General features: G+C 54.6%; 13 protein-coding genes and 1 pseudogene. 10 read left to right on the top strand and 4 right to left on the bottom strand.

Features of this window, described 5'->3' with window-relative positions:
• Positions 1–4: 4 nt before the first annotated feature.
• Entirely contained in the window at positions 5–1195 is a 1191-nt protein-coding gene (locus KGP21_RS04085; protein ID WP_223537275.1) for an MFS transporter, read from the top strand.
• A complete protein-coding gene (locus KGP21_RS04080; protein ID WP_223537272.1) occupies positions 1192–2304 on the top strand; it encodes a class II histone deacetylase in 1113 nt (370 codons plus the stop codon). The genes KGP21_RS04085 and KGP21_RS04080 overlap by 4 nt, the downstream gene beginning before the upstream one ends.
• Before the next feature lie 41 nt (positions 2305–2345).
• Here the strand turns inward: KGP21_RS04080 and mngB are convergent, their stop codons facing one another.
• Together mngB and mngA are read right to left on the bottom strand one after the other, a co-directional pair.
• Positions 2346–4982, bottom strand: a complete 2637-nt coding sequence (gene mngB / locus KGP21_RS04075; RefSeq protein ID WP_223537270.1) for a mannosylglycerate hydrolase — start codon at positions 4980–4982, stop codon at positions 2346–2348.
• A 37-nt stretch (positions 4983–5019) separates the two neighbouring features.
• Positions 5020–6945, bottom strand: coding sequence for a PTS 2-O-a-mannosyl-D-glycerate transporter subunit IIABC (gene mngA, locus KGP21_RS04070; protein ID WP_179253644.1), 1926 nt, complete (start codon positions 6943–6945; stop codon positions 5020–5022).
• Positions 6946–7178: 233 nt separating this feature from the next.
• Here mngA and KGP21_RS04065 point away from each other — a divergent pair, with 233 nt between their 5' ends.
• From KGP21_RS04065 to nadS, 3 genes are all read left to right on the top strand, one after another.
• Positions 7179–7895, top strand: a complete 717-nt coding sequence (locus KGP21_RS04065) for a GntR family transcriptional regulator (protein ID WP_021807990.1) — start codon at positions 7179–7181, stop codon at positions 7893–7895.
• Positions 7896–8112: 217 nt separating this feature from the next.
• Positions 8113–8436, top strand: a complete 324-nt coding sequence (locus KGP21_RS04060; protein ID WP_039995466.1) for a type II toxin-antitoxin system RelE/ParE family toxin — start codon at positions 8113–8115, stop codon at positions 8434–8436.
• A gap of 42 nt (positions 8437–8478) precedes the next feature.
• Positions 8479–8769 carry a NadS family protein gene (gene nadS, locus KGP21_RS04055; protein ID WP_071682469.1) on the top strand — a complete coding sequence of 97 codons (291 nt, stop codon included), beginning with the start codon at positions 8479–8481 and terminating at the stop codon, positions 8767–8769.
• A gap of 52 nt (positions 8770–8821) precedes the next feature.
• On the opposite strand, the gene KGP21_RS04050 is transcribed toward nadS, so the two are convergent.
• Positions 8822–9742: a L,D-transpeptidase family protein gene (locus tag KGP21_RS04050; RefSeq protein WP_021179171.1), complete on the bottom strand. Its 921-nt coding sequence runs from the start codon at positions 9740–9742 to the stop codon at positions 8822–8824.
• 337 nt (positions 9743–10079) lie between these two features.
• Positions 10080–10535: pseudogene (locus tag KGP21_RS04045) on the bottom strand (helix-turn-helix domain-containing protein); the annotation flags it as partial.
• A gap of 143 nt (positions 10536–10678) precedes the next feature.
• Between KGP21_RS04045 and KGP21_RS04040 the strand changes: the two are divergent.
• The 5 genes from KGP21_RS04040 to KGP21_RS04020 all read left to right on the top strand — a co-directional run bounded on the left by KGP21_RS04040 (position 10679) and on the right by KGP21_RS04020 (position 15649).
• Positions 10679–11500 carry a helix-turn-helix domain-containing protein gene (locus KGP21_RS04040; RefSeq protein WP_021807988.1) on the top strand — a complete coding sequence of 274 codons (822 nt, stop codon included), beginning with the start codon at positions 10679–10681 and terminating at the stop codon, positions 11498–11500.
• Positions 11501–11625: 125 nt separating this feature from the next.
• Positions 11626–12387, top strand: a complete 762-nt coding sequence (locus tag KGP21_RS04035) for a hypothetical protein (RefSeq protein WP_051363780.1) — start codon at positions 11626–11628, stop codon at positions 12385–12387.
• Positions 12368–13096: an RES family NAD+ phosphorylase gene (locus KGP21_RS04030; protein ID WP_223537268.1), complete on the top strand. Its 729-nt coding sequence runs from the start codon at positions 12368–12370 to the stop codon at positions 13094–13096. The genes KGP21_RS04035 and KGP21_RS04030 overlap by 20 nt, the downstream gene beginning before the upstream one ends.
• Positions 13097–13401: 305 nt before the next feature.
• Positions 13402–14403 (top strand): PQQ-binding-like beta-propeller repeat protein, encoded by a 1002-nt coding sequence (locus tag KGP21_RS04025; RefSeq protein WP_371822171.1) that lies wholly within the window; start codon positions 13402–13404, stop codon positions 14401–14403.
• A 481-nt stretch (positions 14404–14884) separates the two neighbouring features.
• Positions 14885–15649 carry an HNH endonuclease gene (locus KGP21_RS04020; protein WP_218519908.1) on the top strand — a complete coding sequence of 255 codons (765 nt, stop codon included), beginning with the start codon at positions 14885–14887 and terminating at the stop codon, positions 15647–15649.
• Positions 15650–15689 lie beyond the last annotated feature (40 nt).

The following is a 15689-nucleotide window of genomic DNA, read 5'->3' as shown; positions in this document are numbered from 1 at the left end:
GACGATGTCCAGTGATGCAGTTTCTGTGCCTTCTGCCGGGGCCTTGCTCCCCTGCCCACCCAGGCTGTTAACGGCGATTATCGTATTTGCCGCCATCGCACCGGGGATCCTGATGACCGCCCCCGCCGTCGCTGCCCAGTTAGCTAGCCAGTGGCACCTCACACCAGGCCAGATCGGCCATCTGTTTTCCACCGAACTGGGAGCCATGAGCATCGCCACGCTGCCCGCCTGGTGGTGGATCAGCCGGATCAACTGGCGCAAAATCGCCACGCTGGCGGCTATCGTCTTCCTGATCGGCAATCTGGCCTCGGCGATGGCCACCGATTTCAGCCTGCTATTGGCCTTGCGATTTATTGCTTCACTAGCCGGTGGCACGCTGATGATCCTCTGCATTTCCTGCGCGGCGGGCACCGCCAACCCCAGCCGGGTCTATGCCTTTTGGGTGCTGGGCCAACTGCTGCTAGGCGTGTTCGGCTTGCTGGCATTACCCCCGCTGTTTGCTCATTTCGGCCTGATGGCCGTTTATCTGATCCTGGCGGCGATCATGCTGTGTTGCCTGCCGTTACTGGGCGCATTCCCCAGCGGCTTCCGCCATAGTCACAGCGCAGCCAGCCAAATGCCTCCAAGCCCCCCCATCTACAAGCTGTTTGCCGTGCTGGCGGTATTGGCCTTTTACATCAGCCTGAGCGCGGTGTGGACCTTTATCGGCACTATCGCCGAGGCCGCAGGCCTTTCACCGGTGCACAGCGGGCAGGTGCTGGCCGCCGCCACCCTGTTTGGCATCATCGGGGCTGGTGGGGCGGCACTGGTTGGCGCAAGACGCAGCCACAAACCGCTGCTGCGGATCGGCTACGGCCTGCTGATTGCTAGCGTCCTGCTGCTGAGCCGCAACCCGCTACTCATTCGCTTCACCCTCGCCGCTGTGATGTTCAAGTTTACCTGGACCTTTGTGCTGCCATTTATTCTGGCGCGCGTCTCGGTGCTGGATAACAACGGCAAGCTGATGAACAGCATCAATCTGGTGATTGGCGGCGGCATGGCCATTGGCCCCACGCTGGCAGGTTACCTGATCGAATCTTCCGGCGGGATCAACGCATTGCTGATCGGCGCATTGAGCTGTGCGCTACTGTCACTGCTGCTGATCTCGCTGGCTTCACCGCGCGCGCCGCGCCGTTTAACAGGAGTCATAAGGTGAAAAGAACAACCGGTTTTTTCTTCGATGAACGCTGTTTCTGGCATAGCACCGGCCTACATGCCACCACGCTGCCGGTGGGCGGCTGGGTGCAGCCGCCTTCAGGGGCTGGGCATGCTGAATCGCCGGAAACCAAGCGGCGGATGAAAAACCTGATGGACGTTTCCGGCCTGTCGCGCCAGCTCAAGCTGCTGAGTGCCGAGCTGGCCGATGAGGAAGACTTACTGCGCATTCATCCGGCACATTATCTACAACGATTCAAACAGCTGAGTGATAACGGCGGCGGTATGTTGGGAGAAGAGGCACCTTTGGGTCCAGGCAGCTATGAGATTGCCAAACTCTCCGCCGGGCTGGCCTGCGCTGCGGTCGAGGCGGTGCTAAAAGGTGAACTGGACAATGCCTATTCCCTGTCGCGCCCACCGGGCCATCACTGCCTGCCGGATCAATCGATGGGGTTCTGCTTCCTGGCTAATATTCCCATTGCCATCGAACGCGCCAAAGACCGTTTCGGGCTAGGCAAGGTGGCGGTGATCGACTGGGACGTGCACCACGGCAACGGCACCCAGCATATCTACTGGCAACGTAATGACGTGCTGACCATCTCATTGCACCAAGACGGCTGTTTCCCGGCGGGCTACGCTGGCGAACAAGATCGCGGTGAAGGGGCCGGAGCGGGTTACAACATCAATATTCCGCTGCTGGCCGGGACCGGTGACGACGGCTATCACTACGCCATGCAGCAAATCGTCATTCCGGCACTGGAGCAGTTCAAACCAGAGATGATCATCATCGCCTGCGGTTACGATGCCAACGCCATCGATCCACTGGCGCGGATGCAGTTGCACAGCGACAGTTTCCGCGCTATGACCGCGCAGGTGCAAAGCGCTGCGGACAGGCTCTGTGGTGGCAAGCTGGTGATGGTACATGAAGGGGGTTATTCCGAAGCCTATGTGCCGTTCTGCGGCCTGGCAGTAATGGAAGAGTTGAGCGGCATACGCACCGAGGTGCAGGACCCGATGCTGGAATTTATTCAGCAACAGCAGCCCCGCGAAGCGTTTAACCAGTTCCAGCGTGACGCTATCGACCAACTGGCACGCCAATTCGGTTTATAGCTGCATTCGGAGGCGTGGCAATCCACGCCTCTGGCTGTTAGCTAGCGAATAAAGCGGAAGGTTTTCGACTGGCAAGGGGCCAAGTTAGTGAAATCCCCTTTAGCCACATCCTGCTGTGGCAGCGGATGCTCGTCCATCCCAGTTTCCAACCATTCCTTGACTGGCTCTGCCAATGTTAACTGTCCGCCGATCGACACCTGTTCCGAAGGGTTATACACGCGGATAATCAAAGCATCGGCATCCTCGGCTTTCTTCAATACGCTCAACACCGGGCCTGACTCAGGCATCGAAAGCAGGCTAAAGTGCAGCGGCGTGCGGAAGTTTGCCAGATTGAGCTTCATCGCATCAAACGGGATTTTGTTATAACAGCGTACCGGTGTGACGTAGGCCCGAGCCTGCTGCATCACGCCCGCCTGGTGTGGATCTCCTGCAAAACCGAACAGGCTGAACCGGCAATGCAATTTGCCACGCATCTGGGAATCAGGCGTTGGTAGCTTGATGCCAGAAGGGCGACCTGGCCGCAACAGCAATTCTTCTTTACCCAGCACGCCTACCGAACGGAACAGCGTCAGGGCAAAGGTATCGCGGCGCTCACCAACAATCTCGAACTCGCGCAGCCCCTCGGTAAACAACGCCAACCCATGCAGATCGTCATGCAGGGCGGCAAAATTCATCAGTTGCCACACTGGGATCGGCGCTTCTTTCCAGCCCTCTTGCTGCCAAACGGCCATCGCCGGATCGTCCACCGGACGAGTAATGCAGCCAAACTGGTTATCCGCCAGCACGCTTTCACTGGCGAACGGCGTTGGGATCAACACCCGTACGCGGTGATCGTCGGCCTGGTTATCCAGCCACATCTCAATATCGATCCGGCGGCTGTTGTGGGCTAACGTCACTTGGCACAGCACATCCAGATAACCGTCACTACGGCGCTCCGCCCGCTGTTGCAGGTTGGCTGGCAATGCCATACGCAGTTCCAGTGTGGCGATACTCTGCCAAGCCTCATGTTTGATGGAGGTAGCCACTGCGCTTTGCGTGGAATAGATCAACCACTCTTCACGGGAAGGCGAATAGTCATACTCATCGCCATCGTCGGAGCCATCCTCCAGTTGCAGCACCTGCTGATAGAGATAGCCGCTTTGTTTATCGCTAATATCCAACGTACCGTTGGCATTCAGGGCAATGCGGTAATACTCGTTTTCCAACAGTTCTGCCGGTTGCGACGCAGCTTGGCGTTGCTGGCCTGCCTGATTGGGATGAATATGCAGGGTGCAATATCCCATCGCGGGCAATGGCTGACAGAGTTGAATGTCGTACTCCATAAAGGGATCGTAGTTGCCGTAATGCACAATCTGGCGATCTACCAGTCCAGGATCGATCTCCCGCGCGGCGCGGATAAAATACTCCACCGGCTGGCCCTGTTCGTCCACCAGCGAGAACTGCTGGGCACGAATACGAATGGTGGTGTTGATCACCTCTTCACGCGGGTAAGGCAGCAGGTTGAAGAACGTCAGTTTGTCGGCATCTGCGTGCTGTACCGGCATATTGTCGACGATCTTGCGCATATAGAAGCGCACCAGGTTTTCCGCCATGTCGTCCGCCAGAATAAAGCGCGTCATGATCTCCTGATGTACCTTGTCGCTACAGCAACAGCCGATGCTGTCATGGGCGTGGTTCTTGAGGATCTCTTTCCACATTTTCTCCAGCAGGCCGTGATGGTATTCAAAACCCAGCGACCAGGCGATCGCCGCCAACGGCTCGAGGATATTAACGATTTTGTTCTCGATCTCGGCGTGGGCGATCTTGATGTCCATGCGGGTAGACGAGATGGTGCGGTGCACGCGCATGTATTTGCCGTCGTTAAACTCCCCCTTCAGCGTCACCAAACGTTCACGACTGGCCTCAATCCGTTCGAAGACCTCTTCAAAGCGGCTCATGACAAACTCGCGCTGCGGGTAAATCTCGCGCAGTTTGGCCATCACCTGGAAGATATTCTGTTGCAGCGGCATCTGATCGTGGCCGTTCGGCAACAGGATATCCTTGGTAACCGAGGCGTTTTCCAGCACGGTGAAATAGCTGTCCAGCCGTTTGCGCAGCCCGGCTTCATCTTCGGGCAGGTATTTACCAATGGCGTAACCCAGCGGCAGCACCTGTGCCGCAACTTCGCTGCCGTCGTTGCTTTGCCACAGGAACTCGGTCTTGTCGGTGCCGTGGCGCTCGGAGCAGCCGCGCCAGAACATGGCGCGCGTGATACCAAACCCGTTGAAAATATGCGGTAACTGCGAAGACATGCTGAAAGAGTCCGGCAGATAGCCGATCTTCATCGGTTCGCCAAAGGACAGGCAGTCGCGCATGCCATACATCAGGTTACGAACGATCGATTCCCCTGACACCACCATGGTATCGGTTTGGGTATACCACGGGCCAACGATCAGCTTGCCAGCCTGCACCAACGCTTTCACCCGCTCGTGGTTTTCTGGTTTGATGGCGAAGTAGTCTTCCAGCACCGCCGTTTGCCCATCCAGTACATAGAAGCGATACTCGGGATCGGTTTCCAGCCGGGTCAGGATCTCTTCCATGTTGTTGATCAGCAGGATGCGTGACTCCTCGGTGGTGAAATACCACTCACGATCCCAATGCATATGCGGTGTAATGTGAACACGTGATACAGCTTTCATAATCAATTCCTAAATAAGACAGCTAATTCGTCTGGAATTACTGCGGCTGAACGAGGGTGTATTTGCCCTGCTTCATCGCCTGACGGCGCCAAAGGATCAGCACCAATGTTGAGATCGCCGTGCCAAGCAGCGCCGCCCCCAGCCAAACGGCTGCCGACAGCAAGCCACCGAGGCCATTATCGTGCAGCAGGAACAGCGAGAAGATCCCCGCGCCCGGCGTCGACAGGCCAATCCCCATCCCACCAACGATCGCACCGGTCACCAGCGATCCCACCAGGAAGGAACCGATCACCCGCACAGGATCTTCAATTGCCATCGGGATTGCCCCTTCGGTAATGCCTGCCAGGCCAAGCAACCAGGTCGATTTACCGGTTTCAATCTCGAACTGTTGGAACAGCCGTGGGGCCAGCAACGTTGAAGCGGTAACCGTAAAGGCCGAGACCATTTTGACCGCGCCAAAGATCGCATAAGGGCCGAACACACCGTTGGCCATCGCACCCAGGCAGAACGCATAGGCTGCCTTGTTCACCGGGCCGCCGAGGTCGAAAGAACACATAAAACCGAGGATCGCTCCCAGCACCAACGCGTTGGTACCAGACAGGCCGTTAAGCCAGGCGGTCAGGCTGTTGTTCAACCAGGCCACCGGCTCGCCGATCACAAACAGCATCAAGCTGCCCGCTACCAGCGTGCCAATCACCGGGTAAAGATAAAACGTCAGGAAACCGTTGAAGTTGGGGCTGAGGCGCACATGGTTTTTCACCCAGCGCATCAGATAGCCGGCGATCAGGCCGCCCACAATACCGCCAAGGAAGCCGGAACCAATCATGTTTGCCGCCAGCCCGGCCGCAAAACCTGGGCCAAGGGCCGGTTTATCCGCCAGCGAATATGCCGTGTAGGCCGCCAATACCGGCACCATCAAGATACCTAGCATGCCACCACCCAGCTTGCGGTACATCCACAGCCAAGAGTTCTCTTGATCGAACAAATGCTGCAGACCAAAGATTTGCGCCAGCAGTACCGAAACAGCCAACACCGTGCCACCCGCCACAATCAGCGGCACTGCAAAAGAGATCCCGCTGAGTAATGCCTGTTTGAGTTCGGTCTTCACGCTATTTTTCTGCACCGGCGCTTCGCTTTGCTGCACCCGCTCAGCACCGTTAGCGGATTGGCCCACAGCCAATGCCTGCTGCAAAATGCGTTCGGCGTGTTTGATTGGCTCGGCGACCGGCGTTTCGATACGGGGGATACCGTTGAAGCGCTCCACTTCTTTAATCGCGACTTCGGCAGCGAACACGCAGGCCGTCGCACTATTTAGCTGTTCCGCCGTCAGGCGGCCCTCGATCCCGTTGGCCCCTTGTTTCTCCACATACACGTTGATGCCGAGCTTACGCCCCGCCTTCTCAAGATATTCCGCCGCCATATAGGTATGGGCGATACCGGCCGGGCAAGCGGTGACGCACACCACCGTAGGCCGCGAATCATCCTGCGGTTTGGGGGCAGATTCCGGCGTCCCTCCTGCCAACAGGGCCAACAACTGTTCCGGAGTGCTGGCCTGTAACACTGCCGCGCGGATATCGTCATCCACCAGCGCCGTTGTCAGGCTGGTCAGTAATTGCATATGCGTGGTACCGGCCTGCGCCTGCGGGATCGCCAGCAGGAAGATCAGGTTGACGCTTTCCGGCCCATCAATCCCTTCCCACTCCAACGGCGTGTTCAGCGTGGCAACGGCAAATGCGGCTTCCTTTACCGCATCGCTTTTACCATGGGGCACCGCCAGCCCTTCACCCAGCGCGGTAGGGCCTTGCGCTTCCCGGGCAAAGACCTCGCGTAGAAAAGCCGCTTTGTCGTGTAATTTGCCTTGCGCATCTAGTTGGTCGGCAAGCAGATGAATGGCCTGATCGCGCCCCGCAAAGGCTACTTGCAGGTTTATCAGGCTGGGGTGGGTCAGGCTGCTCAGGTCCATCTTAATCCTCACGCTGAAGCCAGGGCGGCTCCGTCAATAAACAGGCGGCGATCATACCAACACAATCCACACCAATTTGTGATCAATTTCAAATCAACGTCATTTTTGTATTAAATTTGTATTAATTCAACTTAAAAACAACTTACCGAGAAATAGCGTTATTGGTTTGTTTATCCCTGGCCTAAGGCTAGAATGCGGGCAGCAGATCCAACAACCAGCCGGGGACACTCAGCGTGAGCAAAAAGCCTATTTATCGCCAGATTGCGGATACCCTGCGCCAACAGGTTGCGGATGGTGAACTGAAACCCGGCGACGCGTTACCGACCGAGGCTTTACTGCGCGAGGAGTACAACGTCAGCCGGGTAACGGTGCGCCAGGCGTTGAAATTGCTGACCGAAGAGCAGGTGATTGAGAGCATTCAGGGCAGTGGCTGGTACGTCAAAGAGGAAAAGGTCAATTACGATATCTATCAGCTCACCAGCTTTTATGAAAAGTTGGCGGATCGCAACGTGGAAACCCACAGCGACGTGCTGATCTTTGAAGTCGCCAAGGCCAGCCCAACCATCGCCGAAGCATTGCACCTGACTACTGAAGACAAAGTGTATTACGTCAAACGGGTGCGCTATATCAAGCAAAAACCGGTCACGCTGGAAGAGACCTGGATGCCGTTGGCGCTGTTCCCCGACCTCAGTTACGAAGTGATGCAGAAATCCAAATATCACTACATCGAACAGGTTAAAAAGCGGGTGATTGACCGCAGCGAGCAGGAGATCATCCCGGTAATGCCAAGCGAAGAGGTGGTGAAGGCGTTAGGGATCGATCCGCAGAAACCGATCCTGGAGAAGGTCTCCACCGGTTTTCTCAACGACGGCACGGTGTTTGAGTTCAGCCGCAACTTCTTTAAAAGCGAAGATTACAAGTTCACCCTGGTAGCCAAGCGAACACGCTGAGTTTTTCCCATAAAAAAGACGCCCGCAGGCGTCTTCTGAAACTGCAGACATTCCCCACCAAACTCACAAGGGGGCCCGTACGGCCCCCCTACAAACTCCACAATATTGTCAAACTGAGATTGCCGCAGGCGTCTGTGCAATTTTTCTGTACAATAAACCATCAGAACTTGATTGTCGTACTATGTACGAGTATTGTGAATGATATGGAGGCGTCGTAATGGAATACTTTGAGTTCATCGAAACCCCAGTTTTTAGCAGGCAACGCGAAACCCTATTAGACGATGATAGCTTTCGTGAACTACAAACCCACCTGTTAAAATATCACTCAGACGGCGATACTATAAGTAAAACAGGCGGTTGTAAAAAAATCCGATGGAACCGTCCAGGCATGGGGAAACAAGGTGGTGTAAGAGTTATCTATTACGTTATCACCCGCAGCGGCAAGCTTTACCTACTGATTGTTTATCCTAAAAACGCCAAAGACGACTTAACCGAATCCGAGAAAGCGATACTTAAAGCGTTAACGGATAAACTGAATTAAACGGTGCCGCACAAGGTATAGCACTTGCTTAGAGGTTGCACAGTGGACAAAGAACTTTTTAACGATCTGGTCGAAAGCATGGAACAGATGGTCGCGATTGAAAAAGGCGAAATGCAGCCTGCTCGTGTCCATCGCCATCATATCCCCAACGTGAAATCACTACGCGAAGCCAGCGGCATGAAGCAGGAAGAGTTTGCGCAGGCGGTTGGAGTTAGTCCTTCCCTAGTGCAAAGTTGGGAACAAAATCGCCGAATACCCTCCGGCTCTTCACTCAAAATCTTGCTGATGATTGAGCGCCACCCCACAATTGTTAACGATCTACTCACCATCTAAATTCCATAAAAAAAGACGCCCGCAGGCGTCTTTTTCACAGCAACAGCCTAAATCAGTTCACTTTAACCGGCATACCGGAACGAGCCTTGATGGCCGCGTCCACGACGCTCTGGTCAACGGCTGGATCCATCAGCACTTTGCCAACCGGCGCGGTAATGGTGATTGGCACTGGCTCTTTCGACTTCAGCTCTTCTTCGTTGGCAGACAGCGGGTTGTGCACTTCCAGGTAACGTGAACCGTCTGGCTCAACGGAAGCCTTCACCGGCTCGTTGATGAACTGTACGCGAGTGCCTACTGGCACGCTGTCGAACAGGTATTTGATGTCATCAGCACGCAGACGCACACAGCCATGGCTCACGCGCAGGCCGATACCGAAGTTGGCGTTGGTACCATGGACCGCATACAGACGGCCAACATAGAGCGCGTACAGACCCATCGGGTTATCCGGGCCTGCCGGGAATACGGCTGGCAGGATTTCACCATCGGCAGCGTACTCTTCGCGCATTTTAGCGGTTGGCGTCCAGGTTGGGCCTGCCTTCTTACGCTGTACTGTAGTGACCCAGTCCAGCGGCGTATCTTTACCCAACTGGCCGATACCAATCGGCAGCACCACGACGGTCTTGGTGCCTTTCGGATAGTAGTACAGACGCATTTCTGCGCTGTTGATGATGATGCCTTCACGCGGGGCGTCTGGCAGGATCAACTGTTGTGGGATGGTCAGCGTGCTACCTGGCAGCGGCAGGAACGGGTCAACACCAGGGTTAGCCTCCAGCATGTTGCTCAAGCCCATCTGGTATTGAGCCGCAAAGCTCTCCAGCGGCAGTTTGCTGTCTGCAGGCACGGTGATCTGAATATTTTCCCCAACCAGACGGCTGTCTTTGGCGGGCAAAGGGTATACAACGGCGAAGGCAGCCTGGCTGAATGCAACCAGAGCGGTAAACAGGGTTAATAACGCGCGAATGCTCATTTTCATCTTCGTAGTAAAGTGGTGGCCGCACTGGCTAAAAATGGTATGTGTTCTGCCCGGCCTGGTTTGACCGGATGCGCATTATATGTGCACTTGCCGCCAAGATGGAAACATTACTCGCGCCGATACCTCACTTTTTTGTAGCCGGATATGGGGAAAAGTGTTCTTTTGGTAAATTCCTGCCTTAGCGTAGCCCATTTCCCCCTCGCCATGGTGGATCGAGATAAGATATTTACAGCCGATTGCCGCCGTTGAAACCTCTGCTGACAATGCCTGATGTCGCCTTTCAGGCTATACGCGGTGACGGATAATCCCTGCTGGAGCAGCGGCTGTTGCGAGTACCCACTTGCCCCAGCGTACAGCTCCCCTGCTGCACGTGCCCCCCTGATTTCATCGGCGGCAGCGCAATAATCTCCACCTCTGGCGTTGGCTCATTGGTCATATGCAACGGCGGTTGCAAACCCTCACCAGGCCAGTCCAGATTGCGGCGATAGGCCGCTGGCGGCACACCAAACTGCTTTTTAAAACTCCGGGTGAAGGTCTGCTGGGAATCGAACTGGTATTTATCTGCGATACAGGCAACCGTGGTGCTGGTCAGGCGCAGTTCACGCGCCGCCGCCGTCAGCCTTCTGCGCCGGACATAGCTCCCCAACATTTCACCGGTGAAGTGTTTAAACATCCGTTGCAGGTGCCATTTGGAATAGCCAGATTTGGCCGCGATGCTACCCACCGTCAAGAGCTGATCCAGGTTTTGCTCAATCCAGGCCAGAAGTTGACTGATGACATTTTCCTGGTGCATAGCCTCTCCTTTTGCGTTATCGGTCATGAGCGCGTTACCACAAAACACGCCAGTGGCGCTTACTCTATCGGCGTTGGCGCTAGACCACATTGCACAATCAAGACATAATATTGCTCAAACACGCCAATGTGATAATTGTTCTCATGAAAGCCACTTGCCAGCATCCCAGACCCGATATCGATAACGTGCCACGCGCCATCTTCGCGGTTCAGGCATCAAGCGTGCAGAAAGACTGGGAATGCACCCATCATCGTCACCGCAAGGCGCAATTGATTTACACGGTGCGCGGCATGATCCGCTGCGAAGTGGAAAATGGCCTGTGGCTGGTGCCGCCACAGTGCGCGCTATGGATGCCCAGTAACGTCAGCCACAACGCGCGGGCCACCAGCCAAAGTGAATGCTATTGCCTGTTCGTTGAGCAGGACGCCATCCCTGGTTTGCCGCAAAACTGCTGCACTCTGACAGTGTCCCCTTTGCTGCGAGAGCTGCTGCTGCAGGCCAGCCAGTTCGATATTCTCTACCCGGAAGAGGGCCCAGAAGGGCGTATTGCGCAGGTTTTGTTGGATCAACTGGCCGCCGCACCGCTGGAGAACCTGCACCTGCCGGTATCCAATGATGCACGCATCCGCCAACTGACCGAACAACTGCTGGCCAACCCCGCCGATAAATCCACTCTGGGCCAGTGGGCACAACGCATTGGCATGAGCGAGCGTTCACTCAGTCGCACGCTGCAACAGCAGATGGGCATGAGCTTTGGCCACTGGCGGCGGCAATTACATGTGATGCTGGCTCTGCAACGCTTAACCCAAGGTGAAAGCGTCCAGACCGTGGCGTTAGATCTCGGCTACGAGAGTGCCAGTGGCTTTGTCACCATGTTCCGTAAAGCAGTAGGTAAGCCCCCTGCCCGTTATCTGGCCGAAAAAGCTGCTGCAGATCAGGCTGTTGCTGGTGCGATTAGGCTGTGAGTTCGTTCTTCGACTGAACATGTTGCCTGCATCTGTTCTGGTCAATTCTCACACAACCTGCTATAACTGAGGATAGTTTGGTTAGAATGGTTAAAACGATTAGCTTTAGCTAACGGGAGAAGAGAATGCTGGCCCGAGAAATCGACATCAACAGAGATGGCCTCAGGATCAGGGAAGATGGGCTGCAGATGGTCATCAGTAAAAGGAAAATGAAGGCGCAGAAGCCTTTCTTTCAGCTGAAAGTTGATATAGACAACTCAACGTCTCTCGGCGTGGTCGAAGAGCACCTGAAAATCATGTTGCAAACTCTCCGCCAGGTTAGAGAAGCTGAAAACGATCATGGCGACATATGCCACATCGACGAAACACGTTTTGAAGCCATGTTTCATAGCCTGGAGCAACAGATCAATCCAGATGACACTGCCCGGATAATTCTTCCGCGGGATACGCAAAAGCCCGTCAACCACAGCGGACTGGTTGATATTTCCAAGGTGGAGCGCGGACGTGAGCATATCCTGGCGGCCAGTGAATGGCTCACGGCAGAGCAGATTTCCCATCTGGCAGGCTTTGCTACCGAGAACCCCTCGGCCCAGCCAAGCAAATGGAAAAGCCATAACCGCATATTTTCATTGAAGAAAGGGGCAACACAACTCTTTCCCCGTTATGCGCTGGATGATAACTATCGCCCTCTCCCCGTTATGGCAGTGTTACTCGCCAGCTTTAAAAACCTGAAACACGGCTGGGGGCTTGCCCAGTGGTTCGCGACGTCAAACGCCCTGCTGGCTGGCCGCCGTCCCATGGAGATGTTGCAATCATATCCGGCCAATGTGATTGCGGCGGCGGAATATGAAGCGAAAAGGATCGCCGATGGGGCAGAACAAAATTAAACAGAAGGGTGAGCCCAAAAAGGAAGATTTTGGTTCACCCATTTTTCTTGGCCGCAAGATTACTGCCCCTGGTAAGACTCTGCGGGTAAGAATCGAAGTCATCCCCAAAGGCACGGTGTTACATCGCTGCCATGATGCGCAGTACCCCGGTGACAGTTTTAATCCCGGCAGAATATTGCTTCCCCATGAGTATGGAGCCCGCTTCAGCCCTATCTGGGATGCGGCCTTGGATCTGATCCCCACCATGTATCTGGCCAGCAGTTGCGAAGCCGCAATCGCAGAATCGGTTTTTCACGATGTGGTTGCCACCGGCAAAACAGAATTTTTCGACTTACGCCCATTTACCAATATGCACTACATCCAGTTGAAACTAGAGCGGGATCTTAACGTCGTCAGTTGCCGAGCACAGGACTGCATCTATATGGGCATCGACCGTGACGAATTGATCGGCAGTACCCAGCTCGAATACTCACAAACCCGAGCCTGGTCGCAGGCTATTTATCAACAGCATCATAACGTTGACGGAATGAAGTGGTACTCAAAAAGAGATGACGATCATTTCGCCTTGGTCCTGTTTGGCGGCCAACGGGTCATGGCTAGTGAGCTCTCAATAGTCGAACCCTCAAGCCGTCTTCTCAGCCATAAAACCCTTGGCCAAATTATCCAAAAGACCGCCGAGCGTCTGGGCCTGATCCTGACCGAAGAGTAGACACTGGCCGGGTATTCTCCTCTCTCTGATTTCCCTAAACGTGACAGTTATCGCCCCAAGCAACAAAAGTGCTCCCCTTCCGTAAGAATAATGATTATCATTCACAAATATAGTGAGCCGCATGCAATGACATGACCGGCCAGATTTTGCTTTCGATTCAATGTTGAGCCCGATTTAGCCGCCGAGCAGCAGCCCGGTGGTGACCTGTATTTTGATGAAATGGAGCTTTTATGAACGCTATGATGACCACCAGCCGTAAGTTTGGCGGACGTGCGGTTTACCCTCTGTTACTGCTCAGCAGCCTGATGTTTTCCACCTCTGTGCTGGCACAGACAGAAACGGAACTGCTGCGTAAGCCGGTAGGTAAAGGCGCTTACGAGATGGTGTACAGCCAGGGCGAGAATGCGCTGTATCTGGCAACTTCACAGAGCCGCAAGCTGGATAAGGGCGGCATCGTCTATCGCCTCGACCCACAAACGCTGGATATCACGCAGATCATTCATAACGATATCAAACCGTTCGGTGCCGCCATCAATACCAAGACCGACACTCTCTATTTTGGTAACACCACCAGTAACTCGCTGACCGCGATCGACGGCAAAACCGGCGAAGTGAAAGGCCGCCTGGTGCTGGATGCGCGTAAACGCTCTGATACCGTCAAACCATTGGCCCCGCGTGAGCTGGTGGCAGACGCGACCACGGACACCGTCTATATCACCGGCCTGGGCGAATCCAGCGTGGTTTGGGTTGTGGATGGCAAGGATCTGACCCTGCGCACCACCATCACCGAAACCGGTAAATACGGTACCGGTCTGGCGCTGGATGCAGCGGCAAGCCGCCTGTATGTGACCAATGCCGATGGCGAGTTGGTGACTATCGATACCAAAACCAACAAGGTGCTGTCACGTAAGAAGCTGGATGAGTCTAAGGAACACTTCTTCCTGAATATCAGCCTGGATCCGGCAAACCATCGTGCGTTTATTACCGACTCCAAACAGCCACAGGTGCTGGTTGTTGATACCAACAACGGCAACATTCTGCAGAAGATCGACGTGCCGGAATCCCTGGCCGTGCTGTTTAACCCAGCGCGTAATGAAGTCTACGTCACTCATCGTAAAGAAGGCACCGTGAGCGTAATCGACGCCAAGAGCTACAAGCTGTTGGAAACCATCAAGACGCCAACGCATCCAAACAGCCTGGCACTGTCACCAGATGGTAAGACGCTGTATGTGAGCGTGAAACAGGCTTCAAGCCGTGAAAAAGAAGCGACCGATCCGGATGATGTGATCCGCATTGCGTTGAAATAACAGCGTTATTCTCCCTCACCCTAACCCTCTCCCCAAGGAGAGGGAATCGAACGTGCAACGGTTTACGCCAGCGTTTGAAAGCCACAGCGCTGGGGGGGGAAGAATAGTCTCAACCTGGCTTTTTACCCTTTGGCTCCCGCTTCTCTCCCGCTAATGTCAATCCACGTCAAGCTCCTTGACGAAGCTTATCACTTAATTACCTGAGCTTATCTTGAGCCAGCGATCACGATGTCCTACGGTATCGGTAGTTTGAATGGATAGCTAACTGACCGTAAAAAGGATCAATGATCATGGGAAAGGTCATCCAGGACGCCGTTAATCTCAGACAAAATCCACGGCCCCCTGAGGCTGCAAACATTTATTCACTGGCTCGCCACGTAGGGGCGCTGCATGTTATCGATGAAAGTAGGCAATCACCGATGTGCCTGGCATAGTAAGTGGCTCAACTAACACCATTAAGTTATGCCACAACGAGGCCCTGATGGTTGCCGTCAATCTCTGGACACGGGAACAGTTGCTGGTAGCTTTTACGCTATACAGCCAAATCCCTTTTGGTAAATTGCACGCTAAAAACCCCGACATTATCCACTATGCAGGGTTAATCGGCCGCTCACCTTCGGCATTGGCAATGAAGTTAGTGAATATCGCCAGTCTGGATCCGTTTATCGTTAACTCTGGCCGTCGTGGACTGACAGGGGCATCCAAAGCAGATGAAGCGCTATGGCGAGAAATGAACCTCGACAGCGACGCCTTTGAACGGCAGTGCCAATTGGCGATGACACAGTTGCGGCCTCCGGTCACGGCCTTACATGACAGCGTAATAGAAGACTTCAGTGGCAGAGAAAGAACCACCATCATCAATGCGCGTGTTGGCCAGCAGTTGTTCCGCAAGCGGGTGCTGGATGCGTATGAAAATCGCTGTTGCCTGACCGAACTGGAAGAACCGATGCTGCTGGTCGCCAGCCATATCCGCCCGTGGAAGCATACCGTTGAACATCGGCTCAACCCCAACAACGGATTATGTCTGTCCAACCTGCACGATAAAGCGTTCGATCGCGGGTTAATCACCTTTAATGAACACCTTGAGCTGGTGCTTTCACCGCGCCTTAAACAACTGAAAAGCGCCATTAGCGAAGAGAATTTTGCCAAATATGAAGGTCGCAGGCTGAGGCAACCGGTCGATTTCCCTCCGGATGCCAGCCAGTTGGCCTATCATCGGCAAAACATTTTTATCGCTAAAAACTGAAAAGCCCTGAGAATGACTCTCAGGGCGGTTGACCAAACCT

Origin of the sequence: Serratia sp. JSRIV004 (assembly GCF_019968705.1) — a bacterium.
In the GTDB taxonomy this organism is placed as follows: domain Bacteria; phylum Pseudomonadota; class Gammaproteobacteria; order Enterobacterales; family Enterobacteriaceae; genus Chania; species Chania fonticola_B.
The sequence above is the reverse complement of the archived record's forward strand: the minus strand, read 5'-3'. Positions and strand labels throughout refer to the sequence as shown.

Bases quoted from the DNA above. Each gene is read 5' to 3' on its own strand.
- KGP21_RS04050 (WP_021179171.1), bottom strand. From the start codon at position 9,742: ATGAAAATGAGCATTCGCGCGTTATTAACCCTGTTTACCGCTCTGGTT.
- mngA (WP_179253644.1), bottom strand. From the start codon at position 6,945: ATGGACCTGAGCAGCCTGACCCACCCCAGCCTGATAAACCTGCAAGTA.
- KGP21_RS04020 (WP_218519908.1), top strand. From the start codon at position 14,885: ATGGTTGCCGTCAATCTCTGGACACGGGAACAGTTGCTGGTAGCTTTT.
- KGP21_RS04040 (WP_021807988.1), top strand. From the start codon at position 10,679: ATGAAAGCCACTTGCCAGCATCCCAGACCCGATATCGATAACGTGCCA.
- mngB (WP_223537270.1), bottom strand. From the start codon at position 4,982: ATGAAAGCTGTATCACGTGTTCACATTACACCGCATATGCATTGGGAT.
- KGP21_RS04060 (WP_039995466.1), top strand. From the start codon at position 8,113: ATGGAATACTTTGAGTTCATCGAAACCCCAGTTTTTAGCAGGCAACGC.
- KGP21_RS04085 (WP_223537275.1), top strand. From the start codon at position 5: ATGTCCAGTGATGCAGTTTCTGTGCCTTCTGCCGGGGCCTTGCTCCCC.
- KGP21_RS04025 (WP_371822171.1), top strand. From the start codon at position 13,402: ATGTTTTCCACCTCTGTGCTGGCACAGACAGAAACGGAACTGCTGCGT.
- KGP21_RS04035 (WP_051363780.1), top strand. From the start codon at position 11,626: ATGCTGGCCCGAGAAATCGACATCAACAGAGATGGCCTCAGGATCAGG.
- KGP21_RS04030 (WP_223537268.1), top strand. From the start codon at position 12,368: ATGGGGCAGAACAAAATTAAACAGAAGGGTGAGCCCAAAAAGGAAGAT.